Below are 21,934 nucleotides of genomic sequence, written 5' to 3'. Positions count from 1 at the left end.
GGAACATGACCACCACCGTCCTCGTCGCCGGCGCGACCGGAGACCTCGGCGGGCGCATCGTCCGCGAGCTCCTCGCCCGTGACACCAGCGTCCGCGTCCTCACCCGACCCGGCAGCACGACCGCCGCCGAGCGCTTCGGCGGGGACGACCGCGTCGAGGTCGTCGTGGCGGCGTACACCGACGGCACTGCGCTCCGAGCGGCACTGACCGGCGTCGAGGTCGTCGTCTCCGCCGTCAGCGGCACCCGCTCCGTGATCGTCGACGCGCAGCGGGCACTGCTCGCCGCCGCAGTCGACGCCGGTGTCGAGCGCTTCGTCCCGTCGGACTACTCGGCCGACTACCGACGGACCACGCCGGGCACGAACCGGAACTTCGAGCTCCGGCGGGAGTTCGCCGCGGACCTCGACGCCGCGCGGATCCGGGGCACGTCGGTGCTCAACGGCGCGTTCACGGACATGCTCACCGGACAGGCGCCGATGATCCTGTTCGACCGGCAGCGGGTGCTGTTCTGGTCGTCCGCGGACCAGGTGCTCGACTTCACCACGAAGGACGACACCGCACGGGTGACGGCGGAGGTCGCCCTCGACCCGTCGGCCCCACGGGTCGTCGAGGTCGCCGGGGACCGGGTGACCGCGCGTGAGATCGCGGACACGATGTCGCGGCTCACGGGCACCGTTTTCCGGCTGCAGTGGGCCGGGACCGCTGGGACGCTCTCCGCGATGGCGCGGGTCGGGCGCCGGGTGTCGCGGGACACGGGCGAGCCGTTCCCCGCGTGGCAGGGGATGCAGTACTTCGTGACGATGTTCAGCGGGGAGGGTGAGCTGCGCCACGTCGACAACGCCCCGTTCGGTGACGCGTGGACGAGCGTGCGGGACGTCCTCGCCGAGCACGTCGGCTCAGCGCCGGAGTGACCTGCTCCGCTCTTCGTCGTTCGTGACCCCCACCCCGAGCACGACGAGGTCGGTGATGTCGATCGGCGCTGTCGGTGGCAGGTGCAGGTCGGCCGGGTCGATGCGGTGGTGCGAGTTCATGGTCCCCTTCTTCCACGACGGCGTGTCCGGCAATACAACAGCACCTGGCCGCTGGAATGCAAGCGCCCCGTTCCGTGGTGTCACAGGCGGGGGGTACCGTCGTCGCATGGACAGGTCGGAGATCCTCGCAGCAGCCGCGGCCGCGCACGCCGCACGAATCGCAGCGGCCGGCGGTGACGACACCGACGCCCGGGCGCGTGCCGCGGGTGTCGCGGGCGCGCAGCACGACCGCGCGACCGATCGAGACCGCGAACGGGCTCGCGCGGCGGAGTCGGACCGCGCGGCCGACCGGACCGAAGGGGCGCTGTCCGACTGGCACCGGATGGGCACCCGTCGCGGGGTCACCCCGGACGAGCAGGTGCGTTCCGCCTGGTCGATCGCCGGTGTCCCGGATCCCGGTGCCGGTCGTGCCCTGGCCAACGTCCTGCTGTCGACGGCTGGTCACGCGGGTCGCGTCGCCGATGCCGCACGTCGCAACCAGGCGCTCTCGGGGGCGGCCCGTGCCGCGGCACGTCGCACGGTCCGCAGGTACACGGACCACGGCGCGGACATGTCGTCGCTCGGCGACGTGCTCGGAGAGCAGGGCCGAGGGGACCGATCGTGACCAGGGCTTTCGATGGACCGATCCAATCGACCTGACATGAGAATGTGTGGTTGACAGGACAAAGTACTCGGCTACGATCGACCCCAGCAAGGGCGCACGATCACTGACGAAGGAGTCCCCGATGGTCGACATCAAACCGACAGCCACGAGCACGCTTCCACCGCTCGGCACCGGCCCGTACCGCAAGCGTCTCGGTGTGCTGGCACTCGTCGCCACCTTCGGCGGCCTGCTCTTCGGGTACGACACCGGCGTGATCAACGGTGCCCTGCTCCCGATGAAGCAGGAGCTCGGCCTGACGAACCTCACCGAGGGTGTCGTCACCAGCTCCCTGTTGTTCGGCGCCGCGATCGGCGCGATGCTCGGCGGTCGGATCGCCGACGGATGGGGACGCCGCAAGACGATCATCCTGCTCGCGGTGACCTTCTTCGTCGGCACGCTGACGTGCGTCTTCGCCCCGGCCTTCGGCGTGATGGTGGTCGGCCGTGTGCTCCTCGGGCTGGCGGTCGGTGGTGCCTCGACGGTGGTGCCGGTGTTCCTCGCCGAACTCGCCCCGTACGAGATCCGTGGGTCCCTGTCCGGTCGGAACGAGCTCATGATCGTGATCGGTCAGCTCGCGGCCTTCGTCGTGAACGCGATCATCGGCACCCTCTGGGGTGAAGGGAACGGCGTCTGGCGCGTCATGCTCGCCGTGTGTGCGCTCCCCGCGATCGCGTTGTTCATCGGCATGCTCCGCGTCCCGGAGTCGCCGCGGTGGTTGGCGTCGAAGGGCCGGAACGACGAGGCGCTCGATGTGCTCGGACAGATCCGCTCGAAGGAGCGCGCGGTCGCCGAGCTCGACGACATCAAGCGGACGAACGACCTCGAAGCGAAGATCCAGCGCGTCAGCGGCTGGCGCACCCTGCTCGGCAACAAGTGGCTGATCCGCATCGTGCTCATCGGCGCCGGCATCGGTGTCGCGCAGCAGCTCACCGGCATCAACTCGATCATGTACTACGGCCAGACCGTGCTCATCGAGTCCGGCTTCCAGCAGTCGGCGGCGCTCATCGCCAACATCGCGCCCGGGGTCATCGCGGTGATCGGCGGCGTGATCGCGATCGCGAACATGGAGCGGATCAACCGCCGGACGACGCTCATCCTCGGGTACTCGCTGACGACCGTGTGCCACTTCCTCATCGGCATCGCGTCGATCACCCTCCCCGCCGGCAACCCGGCCCGTCCCTGGGTGATCCTGTTCCTCGTCGTCGCCTTCGTCGGCTCGATGCAGACCTTCCTCAACATCGCCACGTGGGTGATCCTGTCCGAGATCTTCCCGACGCAGATCCGTGCGCTCGGGATGGGCATCGCGGTGTTCTGCCTCTGGATCGCGAACGCGTTCCTCGGGCTGTACTTCCCGTCGATCGTCGCTGCGACCGGCATCACCGGGACGTTCTTCGGGTTCGCCATCGTCGGTGTGCTGGCGCTGTTCTTCATCTGGAAGTTCGTGCCGGAGAGCCGCGGCCGCACCCTCGAGGAGGTCGAGGAAGGCGTCACGACCGGCAACATCTTCACGGTCCCGGACAAGAAGGCCCGCCGCTGACCCGTGCCACCGGAGCCGACCACGCCACCGGGCGTGGTCGGCTCCGCGCGTTCGTGGCGCAAGCGACCTCCACTGCAGGCGGCCTGCGAAGATGGGGTCATGGCTGACACCGCGCCCAGGGGTACCGACGAGCTCCTCGCCGCGTCACGGGGGCTGCTCGGCGTGGTGGCCCGGTCCCTGGCGCCGGCGCTCGAGGACGTCACCGTCCCGCAGTTCCGACTGATCGTCCTCGTGTCGACACTCGGTCCGACCCGCGCCGGTGATCTTGCCGAACGATTGGCGGTCGGTCCGTCGACGTTGACCAGGAACGTCGACCGTCTGGTCGCGGGCGGCTGGGTCGAACGTCGATCGAGCGAGGAGAACCGACGAGAGGTCCTCGTCGTCGCGACCGACCGGGGCAGGGAGCTGGTCGACGAGGTGAGCGAGCGGCGTCGTCAGGAGCTCGCGGCGATCCTGGCGCGGATCCCAGAGGGCGACCGTAACGCGGTCGTCGCGGGCATGGGCGCGCTCCGACGGGCGATGGGGGAGCCACTGCCGGAGGAGATCTCGGCGTTCGGCGGCTGACGAGGCGTCCCGGAACCGCGGAGCGGATCCAGATTCATTGCATGAGTACAATCATTGTGTCCATGCAACTCACTCTGGAGGACCGTGTCCACACACGCCGTCACCCGCCCACACCTCCACCGCGCCGGAACGCGCTTCGGCGGTGCCGCCGTCCGGCTCGCGATTCCCGCCCTCGTCGTCGGAGCCGGGGCCGGCGTGGCTGCCGTCGTCTTCCGATGGCTCATCGAGCACGCCACGTGGGTCTTCAGCGGCCACGCCGACTACTCCGCCACGCACGGGAACCCCGCGAACCAGTGGGTGCCGTGGCTCGGGGCCGGCTTCGTCGTCCTCGCGCCGGCCGTCGGCGGTCTGCTCTACGGGCCGCTGATCCAGCGCTTCGCCCGTGAGGCGCGCGGCCACGGCGTCCCTGAGGTGATGTTCGCCGTCGCCAGGAACGGTGGCAGGATCCGCGGGAGCGTCGCGGTCGTGAAGGCCGTCGCGAGCGCGATCTGCATCGGGGCCGGCGGCTCGGTGGGTCGTGAGGGGCCGATCATCCAGATCGGTTCGGCGCTCGGTTCCACGATCGGCCGCTGGATGCGGATGCCAGAGGTCCGGCTGCGGACGCTCGTGGCGTGCGGGGCGGCCGGGGGGATCTCGGCGACGTTCAACGCCCCCGTCGCCGGGGTCTTCTTCGCCCTCGAGCTCCTGCTCCGCGACTTCACGCCGACCTCGTTCGGCGCCGTCGCCATCGCGAGCGTCACGGCAGCGCTCATCGGCCGTGCGGCGTTCGGCGACACCGCGTTCCTGCACCTGCCCGCGATCGGGTCCATCACCCCGCCCGAGTACTTGCTCTTCGCGCTGCTCGGGCTCCTCGCGGGCGCGATCGGCATCGGCTTCGCGCGGGTGCTGTACCTCGTCGAGGACCTCTGCGACGTGCTCTGGCGGGCCACGAAGGGGCCAGAGTGGCTCCGGCCGGTCGCTGGCGGTCTGCTGCTCGGGCTCCTGCTCCTCGTCCTGCCGCAGATGTACGGCGTCGGCTACCCGGTGCTCGAGCGGGGCGTCGGCGGCGAGTACGCGATCGGGTTCCTGGCGGTGCTCGTGATCGGGAAGGTGTTGGCGACGTCACTGACCCTCGGCATCGGCGGGTCGGGAGGCGTGTTCGCGCCGTCGCTCTTCGTCGGCGCGATGACGGGGGCCGCCTTCGGCGAAGTGGTCGCGATGGTCGATCCGTCCATGCGCGGGCAGGTGGCGGCCTTCGCCGTGGTCGGCATGGCTGCGGTCTTCGCCGGGTCGACCCGTGCGCCGATCACCGCCGGCATCATGCTGTTCGAGCTGACCGGTGACTACGCGCTGATCCTGCCCGTGTTCGTCGCGATCGTGATCGCCACCGCCGTGTCGCGGGCGCTCTCGCGCGACACGATCTACACGCTCAAGCTCAGTCGACGCGGGGTGGACCTGACGGACTCGGCGGTGGAGCCTCCTCGGCGTTCGGGGACGACGGCCGGGTCGTCGGCGCGGCCGCTCGGCGACGTGCTGACGACCGAGGCGACCGCCGCGCAGGCGCTCGAGGTGCTGGAGGGTTCCGGCGGCAACCCGGTCGTGGTCGTCGGTGTCGACGGGCAGTTCGCCGGGGTGGTCTCAGCGAGCTCCGTCGGGGACGCCGTGCTGGGGGACGTCGGCTTCGCCTCGCGCTCGGTCGTCGACGTGGTCGCCGACGTCCGCGCGGTCCCCGCGGACTCCGCGCTCGAGGCCGTCGTCACCGATGTCGTCGACGCCACCGAGACGGTCGGGCTGCCGGTGGTCGACGGATCCGGGCGGCCGGTCGGCTGGCTCGGAGCGTCGGACGCGCTGCGCGCCCTGGTGCCCGACAGTCGGACGAATCGCGCGTAGGAAGACGAAACGCGACCAGACGACGGACGGGAGGCACGGTGCCAGCTGGCACCCCTCCCTCGCAGGCTCGGTCGGCGCGCCCCGCGCAACGCTTCGCGTTGCCGCCAAGCGGGGCGCGCCCGCCCGTCCTGTGCTCGCGTTACGGGCGCAACAGGACCTTGCCGACGCGGCCGGCGGTGTCCGAGGCGCGGACCGCGTCCTGGACGTCCTCGAACGCGAAGGTCTCCGCGACGGGGAGCGTCAACGAGCCGTCGAGCACCCGCGTGATGAGCTCGCCGAAGAGCTGCTGCTTCGTCTCGGCGGGCATCGTGCGTGAGACCACGCTGCCCCAGAAGCCCTTGACGGTGAGCTGGCCGAAGATGACCTTGCCCGACGGGATCTCGAGCGTCGGCGACGCCATCGCGCCGAAGACGACGAGCGTGGCGTCCTCGCCGAGGACGGACGCGATGTCACCGGCGGCCTTGCCGCCGACCGACTCGACGCCCGCGACGATCGGAGCGCCACCGGTGATCGCGGTGACCTGGTCCTTCCAGTCCTCCGCGTCCGTGGCGACGATGCGCTCGATGCCCTGTGCACGGAGCTCCTCGACACCGGCGGCGCGACGCACCAGACCGATGACGTTGATCCCGCGCGCCTTGCCGAGCTGCGCGACCATGCGGCCGACGGCACCGTTCGCGGCGTTCTGGATGAGCCAGTCACCCTCGTGCAGGTCGAGGGAGTGCAGCAGGCTGATCGCGCTGAACGGCATCGAGACGAGCTGTGCCGCGGCTTCGTCCGTCATCGCGTCGGGCACCGGGACGAGCCCGGCGGCCTTGGCGGTGTAGTACTCCGCCCAGACGCCGAACGCGCCGCCGGCGACGCGCTGGCCGACCTGCAGGTTCGTCACGCCGTCGCCGAGGGCCTCCACGACGCCGAGGGCTTCGGTGCCGGATGCAGCGGGCAGCTCCGGCTTGAAGCCGTAGGTACCGCGGACGGTCCAGAGGTCGTGGTTGTGGATCGGGGAGAGGACCGTGCGGACGAGGACCTCGCCGGCGCCGGGCGTGGGGACCGGACGCTCCTCGACGTGGAGGACCTCGGCGGGTTCGGCGAAGGTGTCGTGGACGACGGCGCGCATGGTGGTGTCGGTCATGGACTAGTCCTCCGAGACCGTGATCGTGACGTCGATGTTGCCGCGCGTCGCGTTCGAGTACGGGCACACCTGGTGTGCGGCGTCGGCGAGGGCCTGGGCCTGGTCGTGGTCCATGCCGGGGATGACGACCTCGAGCATGACGGCGAGCTGGTAGCCGCCCTGGCCGTTCGGGCCGATCTGCACGCGACCGCCGACGGACGAGTCGGTGATCTTCACCTTCTGCGCGCGGGCGACACCCTGCAGTGCGGAGTGGAAGCACGCGCTGTAGCCGGCGGCGAACAGCTGCTCGGGGTTCGCGCCGTTGCCGGAGCCGCCCATCTCCTTCGGGATGGCGAGGTCGAAGTCGACCGTGCCGTCGCTGGTGGTCACGTGGCCGTTGCGGCCTTCGCCGGTGGCGAGGGCCTCTGCGGTGTAGAGGACGTCCATGTGGTTCCTTTCCTTCGTGAGGTCAGTGGTCCGCGGGAGCGGTCGCCGTAGGGCTGGCGACCGCGTGCATCGTCTCGGTGAGGCGCTGCAGGGTGCGGATGAGGTCGGTGGCGGCGTCGGCGTCGGTGAGTCCCATGCCGGCGGCGATGCGCCCGGGGACGTCGGCGAGCTCGGCGCGGATCGACCGGCCGCGTTCGCCGGTGGTCACGGTCACGACGCGCTCGTCGCTGCTGTGGCGCTCACGACGCACCAGGTCGGACTGCTCCATGCGACGGAGCAGCGGCGACAGTGTGCCGGAGTCGAGCTGCAGGTGGTCGCCGAGGGTCGAGACGGTCTGGTCGCCCTCCACCCAGAGGGTCACGAGGACGAGGTACTGCGGATACGTCAGGCCCCACGGCTCGAGCATCGTGCGGTACGCCTGGGTCGTCGCCCGGGTCGCCGCGTAGAGCGAGAAGCACACCATCTCGTCGGTCACCGGCATACCCCAAGCATTGCACGCAACCGAGTTGTGCACAACCTTTCCGATGTGACGGCGCAACGCGGCGCTCCGTCGCGGTCACCCTCGGGCGCGGACGACCGTCTCCTCGATCAGCGTGGCGCACGTCGCGGCCTGGTCTTCGACCAGCATGTGGCCGGTGTCGGGCACGATCACGAGCCGGGAGCCCGGGATCGCCTCGTGGATCGCCCGTGTGTGCTCCGGCCGGACGACGTCGTCCTCCCCGGCGGCGACGAGCACCGGGGCCGTGATCCGTGCGACGTCCTCGGCGGTCATGCGGGGCTCGGTCAACCACAGCTCGACGGTCTTCGCGGCGATGACCGGGAAGTACGAGCGGTCCTGCGGGGCGATCGCCGCCCAGTCGTCCCCGATCGCCTCGTCGAGCTCCTCGGCCGTGACCGAACCCGGCTGGTACCCGGACGGATCGAGGTTGCCGGAGAACGCTGAGACCGACGCGACCAGGTCCGGTCGGGCGATCGCGAGCAGCAGTGCCGTGTTCGCGCCGTCGCTGTGCCCGACCACGTGGACGGGGCCTCCGATGCGGTCGTCGATAAGGGTCGCCGCTTCGGACACCATCGAGGCGAAGCCGAGCGGCTCGTCGGTGTCCGGCGTCCGTCCGTGCCCCCGTCGGTCGTACGTCCAGACCGCGAACGACGGGTCGAGGCGAGCGAGGATCGGGTCGAACACCCGACCGTCCGAGACGCCGCCGTGCAGGAAGACGAGCTTCGGTGCGGACGGCCCCGAACCGGCTCGCGTGCGGAACCACACGGGGACACCGTCGATGTCGTGCGTGCCGGTCTCGAAGTCGTCCACCGGATCAGCGTAGGGCCGTCGCTGAGCGGAATGACACGAACGACGATTAGGCTGGCCACACCAACGATGACCAGCAACCACCCAGCCACAGCACGAACAACGACGCCTCGAGTCGGATCGTCGTCGTCCCACGGCAAGACGATCTTGATCGGCGAGCACGCCGTGGTCTACGGCGCACCCGCGCTCGTGCTGCCGGCGAACGACGTGCTGGTCACGGCGACCGTGACGCCGATCCCGCGCGGCACCGGACACCACCTCGAGTCAGCGGTGCACACCGGCCCCCTGGACCTCGCTCCGGCCGCCGTCATGCCGACCGTGACGGCCGTGACCGCCACGCTGCGACACCTCGGCGAGACCGGACAGCAGTTCCACGTCCGGGTGGACAGCGACGTCCCGACGGCCCGGGGCATGGGGTCGAGCGCCGCGGTCGCCGCCGCCGTGACCGCAGCGGTCGCCGATGCCCTCGGCGTCGTCCTCGACCAGGAGACGCACCACGAACTCATCCAGGAGTGCGAGCGCGTCGCCCACGGCCGACCGTCCGGGCTCGACGCGCGAGGTGTCGTCGCGGACGTCCCGGTCTGGTTCGAGGGCGGCCGCATCGAGCCGGTCGAGGTGACCGGTGAGTTCGTCTTCGTGATCGCCGACACGGGTGTGCCCGGCCACACGCGCGAGGCCGTGACGTCGGTCCGCGAGCGGCACGACCGCGACCCCGGAGCGGTGGACGCGGTCATCGAGCAGATCGGCGAGCTGTCGCGACGGGCCCGGGGGACACTCGGGGATGGCGACGCACAGGCACTCGGTGCCACGATGGACGCCGCGCACGAACTGCTCACCACCCTCGACGTGTCGAGTGATGACCTCGACCGGCTCGTCGGCGCCGCGCGCAGCGCGGACGCCCTCGGCGCGAAGCTCACCGGCGGTGGGCGGGGCGGTTGCGTCCTCGCACTCGCCGCGGACGGCGAGCACGCGGACCGCATCGCGGTCGCGCTCCGCGGCAGCGGCGCCGCCGCCACCTGGACCACTCGGATCGGAGACCGCGCTTGAGCACTGCCACCGCCGTCGCGCACCCCAATATCGCACTCGTGAAGTACTGGGGCAAGGCGGACGCCGACCTCGCGCTGCCCGCGACGGGCAGCGTCTCGATGGGCCTCGACGTCTTCCCGACGACCACCACGGTCACGCTGGTGGACGGGAAGGAGGCTCGTGATGCGTTCGTCCTGAACGGTCACGTCGCCGACGACGGGGCGTTGACGCGCGTCCAGCGCTTCCTCGAGATCGTCCGGCAGCTGGCGGGCAGCGATGCTCGCGCGCTCGTCGAGTCGACGAACGAGGTCCCGACCGGTGCCGGCCTGGCGTCGAGCGCGTCCGGCTTCGCCGCGCTCGCGACCGCAGCCGCCGCCGCGTACGGCCTCGACCTGTCCGAGCGTGACCTGTCCCGCCTCGCGCGCCGTGGATCGGGATCGGCGACGCGCTCGATCCCCGGAGGCGTGTCGGTCTGGCACGCCGGCGACGACCAGGGGTCGTACGCGGAGACGATCCCGGCGCCGCCGATGGCGATGGTCGTCGTGACGATCGACGCCGGGCCGAAGGAGATCGGTTCGCGCGAGGCGATGCGCCGGACGATCGCGACGTCGCCGTTCTACCCGGCATGGGTGACGTCGACGACGGAGACGGTCGGTGACATGCTCGACGCCTGCGCCGCCGGGGACTTCACCCGGGTCGGCGAGCTCACCGAGAGCAACGCGCTCCGGATGCACGCGACGATCGAGGGCTCGTTCCCCCCGATCCGCTACCTGAACGCCCGCAGCGTCGCCGTGTTCGACGCCGTCGCCGAGCTCCGCGCCGCCGGCACCGAGGCGTACGCCACGGCCGACGCCGGGCCGAACGTCGTCGTGCTCACGAAGCCGGAGGACCGCGGTGCCGTCGCCGGTGCGCTCGCGGGCTTCGGGGACGTCATCGAGTCCGGCACCGGACCAGCCGCTCACGTCGTCCGCTCCGAAGGAACGGGGAGCCACCCCGACCAGAAGGAGTCCGCCGAGTGATCGAGTTCCGTGCCCACGGCAAGCTGTTCGTCGCGGGGGAGTACGCCGTCGTCGAGCCGGGGCAGCCCTCCGTCATCATCGCCCTCGACCGCGCCATCACGGCCCGTGTCGCCGAGGGACACGGTGCCGGCAGCGTGCACTCGGAGGAGTACGGGCACCTGCCGCTGACGTGGACCCGCGCCGAGGACGGCATCGCGCTGGACCGGGAACACCACCCGTACGACTACGTGATGGCGACGATCGACCTCGTCGAGAAGCTCCGCGGGGAGCTCGGCATCGAACCGCGCTTCCACGACCTCCGCATCTCCAGTCAGCTCGACGACGCCAGCGGCCGGAAGTTCGGGCTCGGCTCGTCCGCAGCCGTGACCGTCGCCACCATCGGCGCACTCGACCGCTTCTACGGCCTGGGGCTCTCGCAGCGCCAGCGCTTCCAGGTCGCCATGCTCGCGACCATCCGGGTGAACCCCCGCGCGTCCGGCGGGGACCTGGCCGCCAGCACGTTCGGCGGGTGGCTCCGCTACAGCGCCCCCGACCGCGAACGTCTGGCATCGCAGCTCGACGTGCGCACCGTGTCGGAGATCCTGCACGACGCGGAAGCCTGGGACGGCTTCGACGTCCAGCGCCTGCCTGCTCCCGAGAACCTGCGCCTGCTCGTCGGCTGGACCGGTTCGCCGGCGTCCACCACGAAGCTCGTGGGCGTGGTGCGGCGACACCGGAACGGCGGGTACCAGGCGTTCCTCGACGACAGCCGGGCCTGCGTGGACGACCTGACCACGGGCCTCCAGACCGGCGACGCCGCGCGCACACTGGACGCCCTGCGGCGCGCCCGCGGCCTGATGCAGCGCCTCGGCGACTCCGTCGGGTCCAGCATCGAGACCGAGCGCCTGACCACCCTGTGCGACGTCGTCGAGCGTGCCGGCGGGGCGGCGAAGCCGTCAGGAGCCGGCGGCGGCGACTGCGGCATCGCCCTCGTCCCCACGACGAGCGACACCGCGGAGCGCGACACCGCCGGGATCCTCCGCGAGTGGGAGGCGCACGACATCCGGCACCTCACCGTCGCCGTGCAACCCCCGGAAGGCCCGATCGAATGAGCACCGTCGAATGAGCGACAAGACCATCACGCAGACCCCGATCCCCACACGCTGGGTCGGTCCGCTCCGGGTGAGCGGCAACGCCGTCGAGGGCGAGCACGAGGTGCCCCTCGCGACGTACGAGTCGCCGCTGTGGCCGTCCGTCGGCCGCGGGGCCCGGATCTCGCGCATGGTCGAGGGCGGCATCGTCTCGACCGTCGTCGACGAGCGCATGACCCGCTCCGTCGTCGTGCGTGCCACGAGCGCCGCCGCCGCACACATCGCGGCCGGACAGATCCTCGCGCGGCAGCCGGAACTCGAGGCGGTCGTCACCGGGCAGAGCCGCTTCGCGAAGCTCATCGAGGTGCACCCGGAGATCGTCGGGGACCTGCTCTTCCTGCGCTTCGCGTTCACCACGGGTGACGCCTCCGGCCACAACATGGTCACGCAGGCCGCCGACACGCTGCTGCCGACGATCCTCGGCTGGCACCCCGAGCTGTCCTACGTGTCGATCTCCGGCAACTTCTGCTCCGACAAGAAGGCGACGGCGGTGAACGGCATCCGTGGCCGCGGGCGGAACACGATCGCCGAGATCGTCCTGCCAGGCATGGTCGTCGAGCGGTTCCTGAAGTCCTCGACCGAGCGGATCGTCGAGCTGAACACGGCGAAGAACCTGGTCGGCTCCACGATCGCCGGTGCACTGCGCTCCGCCAACGCCCACTACGCGAACATGCTCCTCGGGTTCTACCTGGCGACGGGACAGGACGCCGCGAACATCGTCGAGGGCTCCCAGGGCATCACGTTCGCCGAGGCCCGCGGCGACGACCTGTACTTCTCGTGCTCGCTGCCGCACCTCATCGTCGGGACGGTCGGCAACGGCAAGGGCAACGACCTGCCCGTGGTCGAGGACGCCCTGGTGCGCCTCGGCTGCCGCGAGGACCGCGAACCCGGCGCGAACGCCCGACGGCTCGCCGGCCTCTGCGCCGCGACCGTCCTCTGCGGCGAGCTCTCCCTGCTCGCCGCACAGACCAACCCCGGTGAGCTCATGGCGGCCCACGTCGCCATGGAGCGGGGTACTGCTCGGAGAGAAGAGACGGCATGACCGGCATCGGCATCCACGACATCGCGGTCGCGACCGGGCACCACGTGCTCGAACTCGACGACCTGGCCGTGCAGCTCGGCGTGGACCCGGCGAAGTACCACGTCGGTATCGGCCAGGACGCCTTCAGCGTGCCCGCTCCGGACGAGGACATCGTCACGATGGGGGCGGCCGCTGCGAAGCAGGTCGTCGACCGGCACGGTTCGGAGGGCATCCGCACGGTGCTCTTCGCCACGGAGTCCGGCATCGACCAGTCGAAGGCCGCCGGCGTGTTCGTGCACGGACTGCTCGGGCTCCCGACGAACGCCCGCGTGGTCGAGCTGAAGCAGGCCTGCTACGGCGGGACCGCCGCGCTGCAGCTCGCACTCGGCATCGTCGCGCGGGACCCCCGCGAGCGCGTCCTCGTGATCGCCGCGGACGTCGCCCGCTACGACGTCGACACCGCCGCCGAGCCCACGCAGGGCGCAGGCGCGGTCGCGATCCTCGTCGCCGCCGACCCCGACCTGATCGAGATCGAGCCGCTGTCCGGGGTGTTCACCGCCGACGTCGACGACTTCTGGCGTCCGAACGACCGCTCGACCGCCCTGGTCGACGGCCGCCTGTCGGTCAGTGCCTACGTGGACGCCTTCATCGGCGCCTGGGACGACCTGGCGGCACGCGGCGGCCCGGCGTTCGACGACATCGACCGGTTCGTGCACCACCAGCCGTTCACGAAGATGGCGCTCAAGGCACACCGGAAGCTCACGCAGCACGTCGGCGCGGATTTCGACGAGTCCGAGCTGGTGACGGGCTTCACGTACAACAGGCAGGTCGGCAACACGTACACGGCCTCGCTCTGGATCGCGCTCGCCGCCCTCCTCGACCTCGACGACGACCTCGCCGGCAAGCGGATCGGCATGTTCAGCTACGGCTCCGGCAGTGTCGGCGAGATGCTGACCGGCATCGTCCGCCCCGAGTACCGGCAGCACCGCCGTGACGGCTCCGTGCGTGCGGCGCTGGACGCGCGCGTCCCGCTGTCGGTCGCGGAGTACCGGGCCCTGCACGCGACGGGCGCCGCGACGAGCGACGACGTCGAGCGTCCGCGCGTGACCACCGCCCCGTTCCGGTTCGCCGGCGTGCTCGGCGGCGCGCGGCACTACGAGGCGCGCAGCTGACCGCCACCCGTCCGGCCCGCGGTGTAGACAGACCCATGGGCCAACTGATCTACGCGGGCGAGACGCTCGACCTGCACGTCGACGACCGTGCCCTCACGCACCTGCAGGTCGTCATCGTGAACATGCTCCGGCGTGACCACCGCTTCGTGTTCTCGTGGAAGGACGACGCACTGCACGGCGACGGCCGGTCGAGCATCTGGCTCCACCCGAACGCCAGCCTCCACTTCAAGTTCGCCGGCAGCCGGGCGCCGTCCATCAACCGGTCGTGGCTCGAGGAGCTGTACACCTCGGCGTCCTCCGGGTCCGGGCTGGTGCTCACCCCGGAGCCGCCGGACACCGCGTCGGGCGACGACTCGCCGTGGTCGCGTGCCGTGGTCCCCGGGGACGCTTAGCATTCCGATCGGTACGAGTCAACGGGTACCACCCACAGGTGAACCCCAGTACGGTGCAGGAACCGCTCGATGTTCCCGTCGTCGTCGGCTCAGGGCGCCGTGACGACGGGGGAGACCCGGATCAGGGGGCTCCCCGCAGGCGCCGGGCGGTCGGGGTCGCCGTCCCGCCCGAGGATTCGGGTTCCGAAGGCCGGGACGGCGGCCCCGCTCAGTACACGTCGCGGACGTACCGCTTCGCGCGACGCAGGTCGGCGAGGTACTCGGCGGCGTCGTCGTCGCCCTTGCCGCGTTCGGTCGCGATGACCTGCAGCAGGGCCGTCTCGACGTCCTTCGCCATCCGTGACGCGTCGCCGCACACGGTGAACGTCGCACCGTCCTCGAGCCACGCGTAGAGCTCCCTGGACTGCTCGTGCATCCGGGTCTGCACGTAGACCTTCTCTGCCTGGTCGCGCGAGAACGCCAGGTCCATGCGGGTGAGGACGCCCTGCTCCTGCAGCGCCGTGAGCTCGTCCCGGTACACGAAGTCGGTGTCGCGGTGCTGGTCGCCGAAGAACAGCCAGTTGCGCCCGGTGGCACCGCTGGCGGCCCGCTCGTGGAGGAACCCGCGGAACGGCGCGATGCCGGTCCCTGGGCCGACCATGATGAGCGGTGCGGCGTCGTCGGCGGGAACGCTGAACGCGGCGTTCGGCTGCAGGTACACACCGACCTCGTCGCCGACCGCCACCCGGTCGGCCAGGTGCGTGGACGCGACGCCGGAGTGCCGTCGGTTCACGTCGCCGTACCGGACGGAGGCGATCGTCAGGTGGATCCGGCCCGGGTGCGCGAGCGGGCTCGACGAGATCGAGTACTGGCGGGCCTGGAGCGGCCGGAGGAACGGCAGGAGCTCGTCCAACCCGGGTGCAGCAGGGCCGGCGTCACGGAGCAGGTCGAGCACGTCACGGCCCCAGAGCCAGCGGTCCAGCTCGTGCTTGTCGCCGTGCGCGACGACCGCCGCGAGCTCGCTGGCCGGGGCACGCTGCACGAGGTCAGCGACGAGGTCCTTCGACGGCGTCCGGATCTCCCGGTCGTCGCGGAGCACGTCGACGACGGCCCGACCGTCGAACCGCTCGTCGCCGGTGGCGCCGAGGTGGTCCAGCAGCTCCGACACGAGGGCGTCGTCGTTGCGCGGCACGACGGCGAGCGCGTCTCCTGCGGCGTACGTGATGCCGCTGTCGCCGAGGTCGAACTCGTAGTGGCGGATCTCCTTCGCGCTGCGCGGGTCGGAGAGCAGCCGGTTCTCCACCAGGCGAGCACGGTACGGGTTGCGCTTGTTCCACTGGGAACCCGGCCTGGAGGCTCGGCTCGCGCCCGCCCCGCCGGCTGCGGTCGCGCCCGGTGCCCCGTCCGCGCCGGTCTGGGCCTGGATGCGGTCGAGGACGCCGGCGGTCCAGAGGGCCGCGGGGTCCTCGAAGTCCACGTCGCAGTCGACGCGGTCGTGGATCCTGGTGGCACCGAGCTGCTCGAACCTGGTGTCGAGGAGCTTGCCGGCCTGGCAGAACTCGTCGTACCCGCTGTCGCCGAGCCCGAGGACCGCGAACTGCAGTCCCTCCAGCCGCGGGGTGGCGTCGGACTGGATCGCGTCCCAGAACAGGCCGGCGTTGTCGGGCATCTCGCCCTCGCCGTACGTCGAGGTGACGACGAGCACGTGCGACATCCCGGCGAGCTGCTCGGTGGAGACGTCGTCGAGCGCCGTGGTCCGGCCACCGAGTCCGCGGGCACGCGCACCGGCGACGAGCTGGTCGGCCAGGAACTCGGCGTTGCCGGTCTGGGTGCCGAACAGCACGTCGACCGTGGTGGTCGGCGCCGGTGCCTGGGACTTCTTGCCTGCGGCGGCGATCCCCGCGATGAACCCGGCGAGCCAGGACTCCTGGGCAGCGGAGAACGGGGCGTCGACCGGGATCAGCGAGCCGGTCGGGGGCAGCAGCGTCACGCGGTCACCGCCTCGGCAGGGGCCTCGGGAGCGCGGCGGGCGATGTCCTCGAGCGCCGCGGTGGCGAGCAGCTCGTCGAAGCGTGCCGCGCGGACGCGTCCGTCGTTCTTGGCGTTCTGGTGCATGATCCAGCCGGTCGTTCCCGGTGCGTCCATGCTGCGGTTGTTCCGCTGCGTGAGCGCACGCTTGTAGTCGTCGAGTCGCTTGATCGCGATGAGGGTGGCGAGCTCGTCGTCCGCGAACTTCTCGAGCGTGCCGCGCAGGTACTTCACGACGCGCTGCTTCACGAAGAAGTCCTCGGTCAGGACGAGGTTCTTGACGGCCTCGGCGACGCGGGGGTCGTTCGGGTCCGTCGCGCCGGGGACCCGTTCGAGCGCGATGTCCTGCGCGGCGCCGAGCACCGTGTACGACGACAGCAGCGAGAACATGTCGTCGCCCTGGTCGCCGAGCGCCGGGGCACGGCCGTCGAGCACGGTGCGGCGGTCGCGGTAGTCGACCTTGAACGCGCGGAGCTTGTCCGTCGCGGTCGACGTGGCGAGCTCGTCGAGCAGTTCGTTCCTCGTCGCGGCCGCCAGGATCGCCTCGGCGTCCTGCGTGAGCAGGAGCGCACGGGGCATGCCGACGAACACGTGCGTGCGGGTCGTGTCCCAGTCGGCCAGCAGCCGGCTCGCGAGCTCGGAGCCGGTCGCCTCGAGGTGCCACGCGAGGAGCAGTCGTGCCGCGTCCTCGTGGAACGCGCCGCGCTCGGTGTCGGTGACGGGGAAGACCAGGAGCGAGTCGGTGCTGGCGCGCTCGGTGACCTGGCCGGACGGGTCGTACTGGTAGAGGAAGCCGCCGGACATGCCGTTCCCGAGCCCCTTGCCGAAGCCGCCGAGGTTGAACACCGCGCCGCCCGTCATGTACTCGCAGCCGAAGTCGCCGAGGCCCTCGACCACCGCGGTCGCGCCGGAGTTCCGGACGGCGAACCGGTCGCCGGCCTCGCCCTCGACGAACGTGCGCCCGCCGGTGGCGCCGAACAGCGCGAAGTTGCCGATGAGGACGTTCCCACCGCGTTCGGCGCTGCCGCCGCCCGGCGCGCGCACGACGATGCGGCCGCCGCTCTGGCTCTTGCCGACACCGTCGTTCGCCGTGCCGGTGTGCTCCAGCAGGACGCCGTCGTTGTTGAAGACGCCGTAGGACTGCCCGGCGGCGCCGCTCGTGCGGATCGTCACGGCACCGTCGACCAGGCGACGGCGACCGCGGTCGTCCGTGGTGACGGCGGGGACGTCCTCGAACGACGCGTCGCGGAGCTCGTGGTTGAGGATCCGCTCGACGTCGATGCCGAACTGGCCGCCGACCGACTTGTCGGCGTTGCCGAGGAGCACGCCGTCGATGGTGACGGAGTGCTCGTGGTGGGTCAGGAGCGCCGTGCGGACCCGTTCGATGAGCGCGTCGTCGGTGCGGAAGTCCTTCTCCAGGTACTCGGGGTCGGTGACGACCTTCTCGGGCACCTGCGCGAGCAGGTTCCGCACGTCCAGCCGTCCCACGCTCGCCGGGTGGTCGAGGAGCTGCAGCAGATCCGTACGACCGCGGGCCTCGCGCAGGGAGCGCAAGCCGAGGCGGGCGAGGATCTGCCGGACGTCGTGCGCGATGTTCAGCAGGTACTGCGCGAGCGCGCGGGGGTCCCCCTCGAACGCCTCGGCGTTCGTGGTGAGACCGGCAGGGCACTTCACGTTGCAGTTCTTCGCCATCACGCAGCCGAGCATCATCAGCGCGGTGGTGCCGAACTCGAAGCTGTCGCCGCCGAGGAGCGCGCTCGTGACGACGTCGCTGCCGGTCTGGTGCGCGCCGGAGCAGCGGAGCGTGACCTTCTGCCGGAGGCCGTTCGCGACGAGTGCCTGGTGGACCTCGGCCACGCCGATCTCCGCGGAGCGGCCCGCGTACTTCAGGCTCGTGACGGCAGCGGCCCCCGTGCCGCCGGTGTTCCCGGCGACGTTGATGACGTCGGCGCCGGCCTTCGCGACACCCACGGCGATGGTGCCGATGCCCTCGGAGGACACCAGCTTCACGATCACCCGGACACGGGCGGCCTTGCAGTCGTGGATGAGCTGCGCGAGGTCCTCGATCGAGTACGTGTCGTGGTGCGGCGGCGGCGAGATGAGCTCGACGCCGGGGGTGCCACCACGGGCAGCGGCGATGTCGACCGTGACCTTCGGCGCCGGCAGCTGGCCGCCTTCGCCGGGCTTGGCACCCTGGCCGATCTTGATCTCGAGCTCCTCGAGCATGGGGTCGGCGAGGTAGCCCGCCCAGATGCCGAAGCGACCGGAGGCGAACTGCTTGATGCGGGAGCCGCGGATGGTGCCGTAGCGGGAGTGGTGCTCGCCGCCCTCACCGCTGTTCGACATGCCGCCGACCATGTTCGTGCCGTGCGCGACCGCCTCGTGCGCGGTGGCGACGAGCGCCCCATGGCTCATCGCACCCGACGCCAGCGTCCTGGTGATCTCGTGCGCCGGCTGGACGTCGTCGAGCTCGACGCTCTCCGGCGCGCTCTCCAGGAGTCCGAGGAGGTCGACCGCGAACCCGGTGGCGCGGAGCGTCACCTGGGTGTCGTCGACGTCGTCGACGTCGACCTGGCCGGGGAAGAGCAGGGCGAGGCCCGCTGCGAGAGCCGTGTGGCGATCTGCACCCGACGGTCCGGCGGACGTGAGCCGCAGACGGAACCGATCCGGGCCTCCCGGCGCGGCGTCGCCGACCCGTGAGCCGAGCAGACCGCGCACCGTGACGCTGCTGTTGCCGGTCAGCGAGAAGCGGCCGAGTTCGCGGGCGAAGTCCTCTGCCGTGTCGATGCCGGTCACGTCGGCGGGGAGCGCGAGCACGTCGCGGAGCGCGCTCGGGCGGCGGGAACGCTCCTCGTGCGTGGTCTGCAGGAACGTCCGGTAGCCAGGAGTCGTGCGGAAGGCGTCGATCTCGGCGTCGCTCAGCCGGTCGTAGCCGGTGTTCCGGTACGCGGCGTCTGAGATGCCGAACGCGTCGTCGAGCTGCCCGAGCGTCAGGAGCCGGAGCGCTTCCGAGTCGCCGGAGCGCTCGAAGGACGGGCGCTCCTCGGTCATACCGCCGAAGCCGCGCACGCTCGCGACGCCGAACGAGTGCCCGGCACCGTCGGAACGTTCCTTGAAGAGCCCGAGGAGCGGGACCTGGGCGTCGCCCTGCACGCTCCGCGCGCGCTCGTGCCAGTCCGTCGCCGCCTGGGCGATGCGGGCGAACCCGACACCACCGACCGGGGCGTCCATGTGCGGGAAGACCCGGGCGAACAGGTCGTCGCGGGTGTCGAGGTAGTTCGGTTCGAAGAACTCGCCACCGATGTAGCTCTCGGCGGTGCAGAGTCCCACTCGGCCCATCGTCTTCGCGAGGGCCTTCTCGGCTGCCTTCCTGAACTGCTTCAGCGCCTGGTCGGTGGCGGTGAGCTCGCCGGCCGGTGCCGGGGCTGCCGGGTACTTCTCCTCGGCACGGAGCCGCGCGGACAGGCTGTACACCGCTGCTGCGCCGAAGCCCAGCACCGTCGCCACGTGGTGGGACGAGGGGAGCTGACCGCTCTCCGCGACGACCGAGACGCGCAGGCGCAGGCCCGTCTCGATGAGGCGCTGGTTCACCGCCGCGACGGCGAGGATCACGGGGAGCGCGGCGGAGGTGCTCGAGACACTGCGGTCGGTCAGCACCGCGATCCCGCCCCGCTGCTCGGCGAACGCCACGACCGCGTCGGCGAGCCGCTCGGTCGCGGTGCGCACCGCGTCGGCGTTGGCCTGCTCGTCACCGAGGACGGGGACGTAGAGCATGTCGAAGCGCTCGAGCGGCACGATGTCCTGGTCGCGGAGCCGCACCATGTCGAGGTGCCCGAGGATCGGGGACTGCACGACGAGCTGCCGGGTCTGCGCGCCCGTGCCGTCCGGCTTGGCTCCGAGGGCGACGCGCATGCTCATGCCGTCGGCCTCGCGGATGGAGTCCAGCGGCGGGTTCGTCACCTGGGCGAAGCGCTGCGAGAAGTACTTCGCCATGCCGCCCTCGGTGTCGCTGAGGGCGTTGATGGCGTTGCCGTAGCCCATCGCCGAGATCCGTTCCGAGCCGTTCTGCAGCATCGGGTCGAGCATGAACCGGAAGCTCTCCTGGTTCAGCGAGTACGCCACGTAGCGGCCCTGCAGCGACAGGTCGCCGTCGTAGCCGAGGGTGTTCGTGGTGCGGTCGTAGTCCGGCGCGGGCAGGTCGTCCAGGTTCACCCGGGCGTCGTCGAGCAGCGTGCCGTAGTCGCGGCGGGCGGCGAGCATCTCGAGGACCTCGCCGGTGCGCATCTGCGTGCCGGTGCGGTGGTCGACGACGAGCATGCCGCCGGCCTCGATGCGGCCACGGTGCACGACCTCGTCGTCCGGGAACGTGACCTGACCGGCCTCGGACGACACCATCAGGTACTCGGCCGTCTCGACCGTGCGCAGCGGGCGGAGTCCCAGGCGGTCGAGTCGGGCACCGACGACGTCGCCGTCGCTGAAGATCACGGCGGCGGGCCCGTCGTTCTTCTCCTCGTACAGCGAGAAGTACTCGAGCATCGCCCGGACGTCGTCCGTCAGCGTGCGGTCGTTCTCCCACGCCGGCGGCATGAGCGACACCACGGCCTCGACGATCTCCAGGCCGTCGTCGAACACGCGGCTCTGCAGGGTCTGGTCGAGGCGGCTCGAGTCGGACTGTCCTGGTGGACGGACGATGCTGCGCGTGCGTGCTCGGGCGAGCGCCTCGTCGGAGAGGCGGTTCTTCCGGTCGGTGTTGAGCTCGCCGTTGTGTGCCATCAGGCGGAACGGCTGCGCCATCGTCGGGTGCGGCTCGGTGTTCGTCGAGAAGCGGGTGTGGAAGTACAGCGTCCGGACGGAGTGCCGGGGGTCACTGAGGTCGGTGAAGTACCCGATGACCTCGCCGGAGTTCAGGCGGCCCTTGAGCACCTGCGTGCGGGCGCTCAGGGACAGCGGCGACAGGGCGGCGTGCTCGAGGTGCTGCTCGGCCGCCTCGCCGTAGGAGATCGCCTCGATCGCGAGCAGGGCGCGGTTGGCGGCGGCGTCGACGGCGTCGCGGGACCAGTCCTCCGGAGCACGGAAGACCCACTGCACGATGGGCAGCTGGTACTGCTCGGCCTCAGGACGGGCGACGGAGTGGTCCACCGGGACGTCGCGGACGAGGAGGAGCTCGAAGCCCTGCTGCTCGATCTGCTCGGTGACCGTGCGGCCCGCGCGGTCGCGCTCGTCGGGACGGCTCGGCACGAAGCAGTTCGCGACGCCGAAGTGGCCTGCGCGGAGCTCCTCGCCGGTGAGCGCGCTGAAGAACTCCACGGACAGGTCGATGCTGACGCCGGCGCCGTCGCCGACCCCCTCGGAGGACTTGCCGCCGCGGTGCGGGATCGCACAGAGCGCTTCGTCGCCCTTCACGATGACGTCGTGGCTCGGGGTGCCGTCGAGACGGGTGATGAAGCCGACGCCGCAATCGGAGTTCTCGCGGGCAGGGTCGTACAGACCGAAGGGGGAGGGGTTCACGTGCGGGTCCTGAGGAGCGAGTGCCGGCAGCGGACGGACGGAGGCTGCAACGGTGGAGCGCTCGCCGCGGGCGGACCGGTGGTGTCGGTCGGGCCCTGTGGGGTCGTGGTGCGGTGAGGCGATGCTAAGCGTTGGTATACCGACAGCGCAACAC

Annotated in this window: 18 protein-coding genes; 11 read left to right on the top strand and 7 right to left on the bottom strand. The window is 71.2% G+C overall.

All coding sequences use genetic code 11. The features are described from left to right. Window positions 1-5: 5 nt before the first annotated feature. Complete coding sequence (locus AAEP80_RS17895) at window positions 6-911, top strand: NmrA family NAD(P)-binding protein (protein ID WP_420365371.1); 906 nt, start codon at window positions 6-8, stop codon at window positions 909-911. Here the strand turns inward: AAEP80_RS17895 and AAEP80_RS17890 are convergent. Beyond that, the gene (locus tag AAEP80_RS17890) at window positions 897-1,031 is read right to left on the bottom strand and encodes a hypothetical protein (protein ID WP_402729806.1); all 135 of its coding nucleotides are present in this window, start codon (window positions 1,029-1,031) and stop codon (window positions 897-899) included. The two genes, AAEP80_RS17895 and AAEP80_RS17890, sit on opposite strands and share 15 nt — an antisense overlap. Window positions 1,032-1,137: 106 nt before the next feature. Here AAEP80_RS17890 and AAEP80_RS17885 point away from each other — a divergent pair, with 106 nt between their 5' ends. The 4 genes from AAEP80_RS17885 (at window position 1,138) to AAEP80_RS17870 (ending at window position 5,644) form a co-directional block, all read left to right on the top strand. Then, the gene (locus AAEP80_RS17885; RefSeq protein WP_402729805.1) at window positions 1,138-1,635 is read left to right on the top strand and encodes a hypothetical protein; all 498 of its coding nucleotides are present in this window, start codon (window positions 1,138-1,140) and stop codon (window positions 1,633-1,635) included. A 121-nt stretch (window positions 1,636-1,756) separates the two neighbouring features. Next, window positions 1,757-3,211: a sugar porter family MFS transporter gene (locus tag AAEP80_RS17880; protein ID WP_420365370.1), complete on the top strand. Its 1,455-nt coding sequence runs from the start codon at window positions 1,757-1,759 to the stop codon at window positions 3,209-3,211. Between the two features lie 99 nt (window positions 3,212-3,310). After that, window positions 3,311-3,775: a MarR family winged helix-turn-helix transcriptional regulator gene (locus AAEP80_RS17875; RefSeq protein WP_420365369.1), complete on the top strand. Its 465-nt coding sequence runs from the start codon at window positions 3,311-3,313 to the stop codon at window positions 3,773-3,775. A gap of 84 nt (window positions 3,776-3,859) precedes the next feature. Further along, a complete protein-coding gene (locus AAEP80_RS17870; RefSeq protein WP_420365368.1) occupies window positions 3,860-5,644 on the top strand; it encodes a chloride channel protein in 1,785 nt (594 codons plus the stop codon). A 139-nt stretch (window positions 5,645-5,783) separates the two neighbouring features. On the opposite strand, the gene AAEP80_RS17865 is transcribed toward AAEP80_RS17870, so the two are convergent. The 4 genes from AAEP80_RS17865 to AAEP80_RS17850 form a co-directional block, all read right to left on the bottom strand. Then, window positions 5,784-6,758: a zinc-binding dehydrogenase gene (locus AAEP80_RS17865; protein ID WP_420366891.1), complete on the bottom strand. Its 975-nt coding sequence runs from the start codon at window positions 6,756-6,758 to the stop codon at window positions 5,784-5,786. 18 nt (window positions 6,759-6,776) lie between these two features. Continuing rightward, complete coding sequence (locus tag AAEP80_RS17860) at window positions 6,777-7,199, bottom strand: organic hydroperoxide resistance protein (protein ID WP_065962896.1); 423 nt, start codon at window positions 7,197-7,199, stop codon at window positions 6,777-6,779. A gap of 22 nt (window positions 7,200-7,221) precedes the next feature. Then, a complete protein-coding gene (locus AAEP80_RS17855) occupies window positions 7,222-7,680 on the bottom strand; it encodes a MarR family winged helix-turn-helix transcriptional regulator (protein WP_420365367.1) in 459 nt (152 codons plus the stop codon). Between the two features lie 75 nt (window positions 7,681-7,755). After that, a complete protein-coding gene (locus tag AAEP80_RS17850; protein ID WP_420365366.1) occupies window positions 7,756-8,508 on the bottom strand; it encodes an alpha/beta fold hydrolase in 753 nt (250 codons plus the stop codon). A gap of 30 nt (window positions 8,509-8,538) precedes the next feature. Between AAEP80_RS17850 and mvk the strand changes: the two genes are divergently transcribed. The 6 genes from mvk to AAEP80_RS17820 are packed head-to-tail and all read left to right on the top strand — an operon-like array spanning window position 8,539 to window position 14,265. Then, a complete protein-coding gene (mvk, locus tag AAEP80_RS17845; protein WP_420366890.1) occupies window positions 8,539-9,552 on the top strand; it encodes a mevalonate kinase in 1,014 nt (337 codons plus the stop codon). Further along, window positions 9,549-10,550 (top strand): diphosphomevalonate decarboxylase, encoded by a 1,002-nt coding sequence (gene mvaD / locus AAEP80_RS17840; RefSeq protein ID WP_281265599.1) that lies wholly within the window; start codon window positions 9,549-9,551, stop codon window positions 10,548-10,550. Before mvk ends, mvaD begins: the two co-directional genes overlap by 4 nt. Then, window positions 10,547-11,641 (top strand): phosphomevalonate kinase, encoded by a 1,095-nt coding sequence (locus AAEP80_RS17835; protein WP_413601142.1) that lies wholly within the window; start codon window positions 10,547-10,549, stop codon window positions 11,639-11,641. Before mvaD ends, AAEP80_RS17835 begins: the two co-directional genes overlap by 4 nt. 10 nt (window positions 11,642-11,651) lie before the next feature. Next, a complete protein-coding gene (locus AAEP80_RS17830; protein ID WP_420365365.1) occupies window positions 11,652-12,722 on the top strand; it encodes a hydroxymethylglutaryl-CoA reductase in 1,071 nt (356 codons plus the stop codon). After that, window positions 12,719-13,873: a hydroxymethylglutaryl-CoA synthase gene (locus tag AAEP80_RS17825; RefSeq protein WP_420365364.1), complete on the top strand. Its 1,155-nt coding sequence runs from the start codon at window positions 12,719-12,721 to the stop codon at window positions 13,871-13,873. Before AAEP80_RS17830 ends, AAEP80_RS17825 begins: the two co-directional genes overlap by 4 nt. Window positions 13,874-13,908: 35 nt before the next feature. Next, window positions 13,909-14,265, top strand: a complete 357-nt coding sequence (locus tag AAEP80_RS17820; RefSeq protein ID WP_281265595.1) for an ATP-dependent DNA ligase — start codon at window positions 13,909-13,911, stop codon at window positions 14,263-14,265. Between the two features lie 208 nt (window positions 14,266-14,473). Here AAEP80_RS17820 and AAEP80_RS17815 read toward each other — a convergent pair whose 3' ends face one another. Both AAEP80_RS17815 and AAEP80_RS17810 read right to left on the bottom strand, forming a co-directional pair. After that, on the bottom strand, window positions 14,474-16,234 hold the full coding sequence (locus AAEP80_RS17815) for a sulfite reductase subunit alpha (protein ID WP_420365363.1): 1,761 nt from the start codon (window positions 16,232-16,234) through the stop codon (window positions 14,474-14,476). After that, the gene (locus AAEP80_RS17810) at window positions 16,231-21,780 is read right to left on the bottom strand and encodes a glutamate synthase-related protein (protein ID WP_420365362.1); all 5,550 of its coding nucleotides are present in this window, start codon (window positions 21,778-21,780) and stop codon (window positions 16,231-16,233) included. Before AAEP80_RS17810 ends, AAEP80_RS17815 begins: the two co-directional genes overlap by 4 nt. Window positions 21,781-21,934 lie beyond the last annotated feature (154 nt).

It is taken from the genome of Curtobacterium sp. L3-7, assembly GCF_048756585.1.
Taxonomy (GTDB): Bacteria; Actinomycetota; Actinomycetes; order Actinomycetales; family Microbacteriaceae; genus Curtobacterium.
Note: the sequence above shows the minus strand (reverse complement) of the source record. Positions and strands in the feature narration are given on the sequence as shown.

What these genes read in the sequence shown, in the direction of transcription:
- AAEP80_RS17895 (WP_420365371.1), top strand. Translation starts at nt 6, where the DNA reads ATGACCACCACCGTCCTCGTCGCCGGCGCGACCGGAGACCTCGGCGGG.
- AAEP80_RS17890 (WP_402729806.1), bottom strand. Translation starts at nt 1,031, where the DNA reads ATGAACTCGCACCACCGCATCGACCCGGCCGACCTGCACCTGCCACCG.
- AAEP80_RS17885 (WP_402729805.1), top strand. Translation starts at nt 1,138, where the DNA reads ATGGACAGGTCGGAGATCCTCGCAGCAGCCGCGGCCGCGCACGCCGCA.
- AAEP80_RS17880 (WP_420365370.1), top strand. Translation starts at nt 1,757, where the DNA reads ATGGTCGACATCAAACCGACAGCCACGAGCACGCTTCCACCGCTCGGC.
- AAEP80_RS17875 (WP_420365369.1), top strand. Translation starts at nt 3,311, where the DNA reads ATGGCTGACACCGCGCCCAGGGGTACCGACGAGCTCCTCGCCGCGTCA.
- AAEP80_RS17865 (WP_420366891.1), bottom strand. Translation starts at nt 6,758, where the DNA reads ATGCGCGCCGTCGTCCACGACACCTTCGCCGAACCCGCCGAGGTCCTC.
- AAEP80_RS17860 (WP_065962896.1), bottom strand. Translation starts at nt 7,199, where the DNA reads ATGGACGTCCTCTACACCGCAGAGGCCCTCGCCACCGGCGAAGGCCGC.
- AAEP80_RS17855 (WP_420365367.1), bottom strand. Translation starts at nt 7,680, where the DNA reads ATGCCGGTGACCGACGAGATGGTGTGCTTCTCGCTCTACGCGGCGACC.
- mvk (WP_420366890.1), top strand. Translation starts at nt 8,539, where the DNA reads ATGACACGAACGACGATTAGGCTGGCCACACCAACGATGACCAGCAAC.
- AAEP80_RS17830 (WP_420365365.1), top strand. Translation starts at nt 11,652, where the DNA reads ATGAGCGACAAGACCATCACGCAGACCCCGATCCCCACACGCTGGGTC.
- AAEP80_RS17825 (WP_420365364.1), top strand. Translation starts at nt 12,719, where the DNA reads ATGACCGGCATCGGCATCCACGACATCGCGGTCGCGACCGGGCACCAC.
- AAEP80_RS17820 (WP_281265595.1), top strand. Translation starts at nt 13,909, where the DNA reads ATGGGCCAACTGATCTACGCGGGCGAGACGCTCGACCTGCACGTCGAC.